Here is a 7067-nt window from a genome sequence, read left to right as displayed (position 1 = left end):
CCCCGCCTGCACCCGGCCGAGTGGCTCTCACCACACGGGGCGGCCAGGAGTCGCATGTTCGATACAGAAGCATTATCTTGCTAGGAAAGTAATTCCATCACTCCGTCCCCGGAGGGACCCCATGAGCGAGCCTGTGAAGCTGAGCATCATCTACTACTCCTCCACTGGAACGGGCTATGCCATCGCCCGCGAGATCGAGGAGGCCGCGCAGAAGGACGGCGCCGACGTCCGCCTGCGCAAGGTGCCCGAGCTGGCTCCCGCCGAAGCGATCGCCGCCAACCCGGCGTGGCAGGCCAACGTCGAGGCCACCGCGGACGTCGCCGAGGCGGTTCCGGACGACGTCGTCTCGGCGGACGCCGTCATCTTCGGCTCGCCCACCCGCTACGGCAACATCGCCTCGCAGCTGAAGCAGTTCATCGACCAGCTCGGCCCGCAGTGGCAGCAGGGCCTGCTCGCCGACAAGGTCTACAGCGGCTTCACCTCTTCGGCCACGCTGCACGGCGGCCAGGAGTCGACGCTGCTGGCGCTGTCGAACACCTTCTACCACTTCGGCGGCATCATCGTGGCCCCCGGCTACACCGACGCGAGCAAGTTCGCCGACGGCAACCCCTACGGCACGTCGCACGTGGACGCCCAGGGCAACAGCCCCGTCGACGACGTGACGCGCACCGCAGCGCAGGTCCAGTCCCGGCGCGTGGTCCGCGTAGCCGCCGACCTCAAGGCCGGTAAGACGGCCGCCTGAGGCGCGAAGCCGCGCGCGGCGATCCGCGTTCGCACCCGGAGGGGGCCGCTCGTGCGGCCCCCTCTTCTCGTGTGCGCGGCCGCGGACCGGCGCGCGCACGACCGGCGGACGGGTCCCAGTTCATCCGCAGTTTCGCCTCCGCTCCGGTCATCCACAGCGCGAAAGCGAGGCAGCCGGCGTCGAAGGCCACCAGGTCACCGTCCCAGCGCTCTGCGGATCCGCGGGTCCGCTTCCGGCTCAGCAGTAGCGCGCCGGCGGCGAGGTTGAGCCCGGCCCACACGCCGTTGGCCACAGGGCCGGACCCCCGGCCGGCCAACGGAGTCATGTGCCGTCGCCCGCCGGCCGCGGTAGCGATGTGCGGTGCACTGTTGGCGATGAGCACACCGGCGGCGAAAGCACGGATCCGTCGTATCTCCATAGCCCGCCAGGCTAGATCCGCCACTGTCGCCGGCACCAGGTCCGCAAGCGGACACGGCGGCACGTCGACACGTCGACACAGCGACACGTCGGCTCTGTACCGGCGCGCCCGGGACGGCGGAGGAAGCGCACGGGGACGGGCCGTTCGCTGACGTCGGCGTGCGGCGCCGTCGGCGGCGCCGCACCCGGCTTGGTGGACGGATGCGGCGCCCGGGCCCGGCGACGGCTCTCCGGCACTGGAGGTTGGGAGCGCTCCCGGCCGGAAGGCCGCCGCCGGACGTCTCAGCGGACCGGGCTTCTAGCCGGTCCGGTGGGCCCCGGTCAGGGCGCGGAGCAGGTCAGCTCCGGGACGGGGTTGCCGCCGCTGTGGGTGCCCTGGAAACCGAACGCCGTGCTCTGCCCGGCGTCCAGGCCGCCGTTGTAGGACACGTCGTTCGCGGCCACCTGCGACCCGCTGGAGCTGACTTCGGCGTTCCACGCGCTGGTGACACTCTGGCCGTCGTCGTAGGTCCAGGAGACCTCCCAGCCGCTGACAGCTTCCTGCGCGGTGACGGTCACCTCGGCGACGAAGCCGCTGTCCCACTCGTTCTGCACCGTGTAGTCGGCCGTGCAGGCTCCCGACGGTTCCTCGGTGGGCTCGTCCGTGGGGGTGGGGGTCGGATCGGGTGTGGGATCGGGATCGCCCGACCCGTCGTAGACGCTCGCCGTCTCGGCCGTTGCGGCGATCCCGTTCTCCCCCTCGAACAGGCGCTCTCCCCACGGGGTCAGGCTGTCGGGGTTGAAGTCGTTCGTCAGGTCGAGGTAGTCGACGCCGCCGCTGTTGCCGCTGTAGGACCAGCCCAGATAGCCCAGGCCGTACTCCTCGGCAGTGGCCAGGATGGCGTCCTCGTCGGGATCGCCGTCACTGTGGTCGTGTCCGAACTCGCCGACCGCGATGGGCAGCCCGTTGTCCACGAAGTATCCGAGGTAGTCCCGGATCGTGGCGGCGTCCTCGTAGACCCCGTACATGTGGATGTCGAAGAGGACGTTGCGGTCGGGGTCGCTCTCGAATACCTGCGCGGCGTTGTCGCGCATGGTGTTGGTCCAGTCCTGGCCCCAGTTGGGAGCGTCGACCATGATCGTGTGTTCGTAGCCGGCGTCGCGCAGCCGGTCGACCGCGTCGGAGGTGTCGGCGGCCCAGGGCTCGTATCCCTCGTTGCCGTAGGGCTCGTTGCCGATGTTGAGGATGGTGTAGGCCTCTTCGCCTTCGAGCGCGCTCTGGATGTCGATCCAGTAGTCGACTGCCTCGTCCAGGGAGGAGGCCGCGCTCTCTTCGCCGTATCCGGTGGTGTCGTGCACCTCCAGTACGCAGATGAGCTGGTTGGCCTTGCACTCGCTGATGACGTCGGCGACGTCGTCGGCGCCGTTGCGGTTGTACTGGACGCCGTTGCTCAGCACGACGCGGACCGCGTTGGCGCCGAGCGAGCTGATCTCGGCGAAGGACTCGGTCTCGTCGGTGAACCAGGAGTGCGGGTGGTTGACCCCGCGCATGACGAAGTCGTCGCCGTTGGCGTCGACCAGGCGTCCGTTCTCGATGTGGAACCCGGTGTCGGCGTTGGCCGGCTGGACGACGAGGGCGAGGGATAGGAGGAGGGTGGCGGCCGCTGAGGCGGCTAAGGCGAGGCGTGTTCGCATGTGAACTCCTCAAGGTGGGCGTCGCCACGGGTCATGGACCCGGAACGTGTGGACGTACCGGCCGGCCGGACGGCTTCCCCCTGTTGCGCGTTCGCAACTATAAGCGATGTGACTTAGTTAACTCAACTGCCTAAGTAAGATTCCTCGGCGGCGGTCCCGCCCCCGCGCCGACGTCCGGAGCGCACCGCGGATCCGCCTGCACATCAGCGGATCCACGTCTGCGCCGATAGGACGGCTCCGCGCCCTGCCGACTCGTCGACTCCTCGGTATGTCGCTTCGCCGACCCCTCCACCGGGATCCGCCGGCTCCTCGGCTCGGTTACGCTTCCGCTTCCGGCGGTGGGTCGGACTCGACCGGGGCGCCTCCCCGCTCCACCCGCCACCACCGGGTGATGCCGATCTCGGTGAGGAAGGCCGTGTCGTGCCCGGCCACGATCAGCGCGCCGCGGTAGGCCGCCAGCGCCTCGGTCAGCCGGGCGGCGCTGTGCAGATCGAGGTTGGTGGTCGGCTCGTCCAGCAGCAGCAGGTGCGGAGGCGGGTCGGCCAGCAGCAGGCGGGCCAGCGAGACGCGGAACCGCTCGCCCCCCGAGAGCACCCCGGCCGGGTCCTCGACGCGGTCGCCGCGGATGAGGAAGCGCGCCAGGTCGGCGCGCACCTCGTGGGGCGTCGCCTCGGGCGCGGCCGCGCGCACGTTGTCCAGCACGCTGGCCGCGTCGTCGAGGATGTCCAGACGCTGGGGCAGGTAGCCCACGCGATCGGCGGCGCGGACCACCGAGAGGGCGGGATGGGGTGCCGATGCGGCGTCGGCGACCGCCCGCAGCAGCGTGGTCTTGCCCGCTCCGTTGTCTCCGGTCAGCGCGATCCGTTCGGGGCCGCGCACGTGGATGCGGTCCTGCGGGCCGTCCAGCTCCAGCACGGTGCGGCCGGCCGGAACCGCGGTGTCGGGAAGCCGGATGCGGATCCGCTCGTCGTCGCGCACCGCCGATTCGGACTCGGCCAGCGCCTGCTCGGCGTCTTCCAGCTTTCCCGCCTGCATGATGCGGTGCTTGGCCGCCGAGACCTGGGCGTCGCGCTTGCGCTGGTTCATGACGACCTTCGGCTCGCGCTTCGACTCGTTCATCGTGCGGCCGTAGCGCGCCCGGCGGTCGAGCTTGGTTCGCGCCTCGATGAGCTGGCGCTTCTCCTTGCGGACCTCGGTTTCGGCGGTTCTGACCGCGCGTCGGGCCGCCTCCTGCTCCGTTGCCGACTGCTCGGCGTAGGCGGAGTAGTTGCCGCCCCAGACGCGTATGCCGCCGCCGTGCAGTTCGGCGATGCGGTCGACCCGCTCCAGCAGTTCGCGGTCGTGGCTGACGACGACGAGCACGCCGCGCCAGGCGTCGACGGCCTCGTACAGCAGAGCGCGGGCTCTGGCGTCGAGGTTGTTGGTCGGCTCGTCGAGCAGGGTGACGGGCGGCCGGCGCAGGATGAGTCCGGCCAGCGCGGCGAGAATCGCTTCGCCGCCGGAAAGCGAGGCGACGGTGCGGTCCAGCGGCTCGGGGCCGTCGAGCGCGATGCCGAACCGCTCCAGTTCGGCGGTCGCGCGCTCCTCGATGTCCCAGTCGTCGCCGACGGCGGAGAAGTTGGCTTCGGAGGCGTCGCCGGCCTCGATGGCACGCAGGGCGGCGCGGGTGCGGGCGATGCCGAGCAGTTCGGCGACGGTCCGCCCGGTGTCCAGGGGCAGGCCCTGGTCGAGGTAGCCGATGCCGCCGTCCACCCGGACGCTGCCCGAGGCCGGGGCGAGCTCCCCGGTGATGACCTTGAGCAGGGTGGACTTGCCCGAGCCGTTCAGCCCGATCAGCCCGGTGCGCCCGCTGTCGAAGGCGGCGTCGAGCCCGGAGAAGACGGCGGTGCCGTCAGGCCATTCGAAGGCGAGTTCGGAGCAGACGATGGAGTGGGACAAGGGATGCCTCCCGGCGATGCGCCGACGGAACCAGCAGAGCAGTCGCGGTTCGGTTGGTCATTCGCATCGGAAAGGGCCACCTCCGTGTTTTGGCGATCATCCGCTGCGGGCGCTGCGGCACCCGCCACGACCAGCGTCGCAGCGGCTCTGCGCGCGCAGCAACGGATTTTCCGGCGGCCTGCGTCCGTCGAGCGTGCCTCTGGGGCCGCGGCCGGCGCCGAGAACGGATACAGAGACGCACCGGGCGCTCCCGCGGCGGCTCGTTCCACGTGAAACGGCCGCGCCGGTGGGCAGGTCCGGCGCGGCCGCGCTATCCGGGTGGCGCCCTCAGGCGGGGCCGCTACCGATCAGTGGCGCAATCCGTAGCCCAGGCGGAAGAGGGGGTTCTGGCCGTCGCCGCGGTTGATGGGTTCCTGGTCGACCGAGGACGGCCAGGTCACCGGGAGGCGTCCGTGGAAGCGTTCGTGGCCGAAGAGGACGTCGGTCATGCCCGCGCCCTCGGTGCCCGGCAGCCAGGAGGCGACGAACGCGTCGGCGGTCTCAAGCTCCTCATTGATGATCATCGGGCGCCCCGAAACCAGCATGGCGATGCACACGTCGGTTTTGGCGCAGATGTCGCCGAGCTGCTCGCTGTCGGCCTCGCTGAGCGCCAGGTCGCCGTCGTCGCCGATGCCCTCGGCGTAGGGCGTTTCGCCGCCGACCCAGATGCCGACGTCGCCGGAGAAGTCCTGTCCGGTGTCGGTGCCGACGAACCGCGCCTCTGTGTCGGTGCCGTCGGTCTCCCGCTGGACGGCTTCCCAGAGCGTGGTGCCTTCGGTGGTGTCGCCGCCGCTGCCCTGCCAGCTGATGGACCAGCCGCCCATCTGGTAGCCGAGGTCGTCGGCGGTCTTGCCGCCCACGACGATGTCCTTCCCGGAGTCGGGCGACAGCGGCAGCACATCGTCGTTCTTCAGCAGCACCTGCGACTGGGCGACCGCCTCGCGTGCCACCGCGCGGTGCTCGGCGGAACCCACGTCGCCGGTGTAGCTCCGGTCGGTGAAGGGCTTGTCGAACAGCTCCTGGTCGAACTTCAGGTCCAGGATGCGCCGGACCGCGTCGTCGATGCGCTCCTCACTGATGCGGCCGGCGCGGACCTCGCCGACGATGGCGTCGATGTTCTGCTCGTAATCGTCGGGGACCATGATCATGTCCAGCCCGGCGTTGATCGACGCGCGGAGTTTCTCCGCGTAGGAGCCGCCCTCGACCTGGCGCACGCCGGCCCAGTCGGAGATCACCACGCCGTCGTAGCCGAGCTCGCCCTTGAGTACGTCGTCGACGAGGTACTCGTGCTGGTGTATCTTCAGCCCGTCCCAGCTGCTGAAGGACACCATCACCGAGGCCACGTCGGCCCGCACGGCAGCGCGGTAGGGGCGCAGGTGGATGCGGCGCAGTTCGCGCTCGCTCATCCGCGCGTCGCCCTGGTCGATCGCGTAATCGCCCTCGCCGGTGCCCCAGGCGGTGCCGCCGTCGGCGACGTAGTGCTTGGCGGTCGCCGCGACGCTCTCGGAGTCGAGGTCGTGGCCCTGCAAGCCCGTGATCGAGGCGGATCCCATCGTGCGCGCGAGCCGGGGGACTTCGCCGAATCCCTCGTAGGTGCGGCCCCACCGGTCGTCGCGGGGCACGCTCACCGCAGGCGCGAAGTTCCAGTCGATACCGGTGCCCAGCACCTCGTGGCGCGTGACGTTCTGGGCGCGCCGCACCAGCTCGGGGTTGCGCGTAGCGCCCAGGCCGATGTTGTGGGGGAAGACGGTGGCGCCTTCGACGTTGTTGTGGCCGTGCACCGCGTCGACGCCGTAGATCAGCGGGATGCCCAGCCGGCTCTGCATGGCGGCGCGCTGGTAGTCGTCGTACATGTCGGCCCACTCGGCGGCTGTTCCGCCGGCGTCGCCGTCCGGACCGGCGCCGCCGCCGGAGAGCAGGGAACCGAGGCCGTACTCGGCGACGGCATCCGTGTCGTCCATGACGTCGGTGTGGTTCACCTGCGTCATCTGGCCCGCTTTCTCCTCAAGGGTCATCTGCGCGAGGCAGTCCTCGGTGGAGTCGCAGCGGGGTGCCGCGGCGGCGGTCGGGGCTGCCGCCACCATGAACGGCAGCAGTAGGGCACCTGCGGTCGCCGAGCAAGCGGAGAGGAGCGGACGGGATCTGCGCGCGGTGGCCGCGCGGGGACCTGCCATTGGTCGACCTCCTGATTCTGCGCCGTGCGGCGCTTCGAAACCCCAGCGGCCCCACCCCGGCGGTCGTGCGTCGAAGGGCGCCT

At 70.6% G+C, this 7067-nt stretch carries 4 protein-coding genes; 1 reads left to right on the top strand and 3 read right to left on the bottom strand.

Features of this window, described 5'->3' with window-relative positions; translation table 11 throughout:
- Positions 1-121: 121 nt before the first annotated feature.
- On the top strand, positions 122-742 hold the full coding sequence (wrbA, locus tag HNR25_RS12810) for an NAD(P)H:quinone oxidoreductase (protein WP_184635356.1): 621 nt from the start codon (positions 122-124) through the stop codon (positions 740-742).
- A 738-nt stretch (positions 743-1480) separates the two neighbouring features.
- Here the strand turns inward: wrbA and HNR25_RS12805 are convergent.
- The 3 genes from HNR25_RS12805 to HNR25_RS12795 form a co-directional block, all read right to left on the bottom strand.
- Positions 1481-2833, bottom strand: a complete 1353-nt coding sequence (locus HNR25_RS12805) for a cellulase family glycosylhydrolase (protein WP_184635354.1) — start codon at positions 2831-2833, stop codon at positions 1481-1483.
- Between the two features lie 318 nt (positions 2834-3151).
- Positions 3152-4771, bottom strand: a complete 1620-nt coding sequence (locus HNR25_RS12800; protein WP_184635352.1) for an ABC-F family ATP-binding cassette domain-containing protein — start codon at positions 4769-4771, stop codon at positions 3152-3154.
- Positions 4772-5118: 347 nt separating this feature from the next.
- Entirely contained in the window at positions 5119-6984 is a 1866-nt protein-coding gene (locus tag HNR25_RS12795) for a glycoside hydrolase family 3 protein (protein WP_184635350.1), read from the bottom strand.
- Between the last annotated feature and the right edge of the window lie 83 nt (positions 6985-7067).

The organism is Streptomonospora salina, assembly GCF_014204715.1.
Lineage (GTDB): Bacteria > Actinomycetota > Actinomycetes > Streptosporangiales > Streptosporangiaceae > Streptomonospora > Streptomonospora salina.
Note: the sequence above shows the minus strand (reverse complement) of the source record. Positions and strands in the feature narration are given on the sequence as shown.